The following is a 431-nucleotide window of genomic DNA, read 5'->3' on the forward strand; positions in this document are numbered from 1 at the left end:
GCCAATGCGCTGGAGAACGGCGGCGCCGGGTCGATCGCCGAACAGGCGCTGGCGCTGCGGCCCGACGTGCTGCTGGGCGGCGGCGCGGCCACCTTCGCGGAGGTCGCGAAAGCCGGCCGGTTCGAAGGCCGCACGCTGATGCAGCAGGCGGAGGCGCGCGGCTATACCATCGTGCGCGATGCCGCCGAACTTGCGGCTGTCGAGGATGCGGGCCAGCGCCAGCCGCTTCTGGGCCTGTTCGCGCCGGGCGTGATGCCGGTTCGCTGGACCGGCCCGAAGGCGTCCTACCACGGCAATCTCGATCAGCCCCCGGTCCGCTGCGCCGACAATCCGGAGCGGACGGATGCCATTCCGACGCTGGCGGCGATGACGGGCAAGGCGATCGACCTGCTGAAGGACGACCCGGACGGGTTCTTCCTCCAGGTCGAAGG

The 431-nt window shown here is 71.5% G+C and carries 1 protein-coding gene; it reads left to right on the forward strand.

Annotated features, from left to right (window positions below):
• Positions 1-431, forward strand: a 431-nt coding sequence (locus J5M67_RS28900; RefSeq protein ID WP_207888736.1) for an alkaline phosphatase, incomplete at both ends; no start/stop codon positions are given.

The sequence above is a fragment of the Pseudomonas sp. 30_B genome (genome assembly GCF_017491605.1).
GTDB lineage: Bacteria > Pseudomonadota > Gammaproteobacteria > Pseudomonadales > Pseudomonadaceae > Pseudomonas.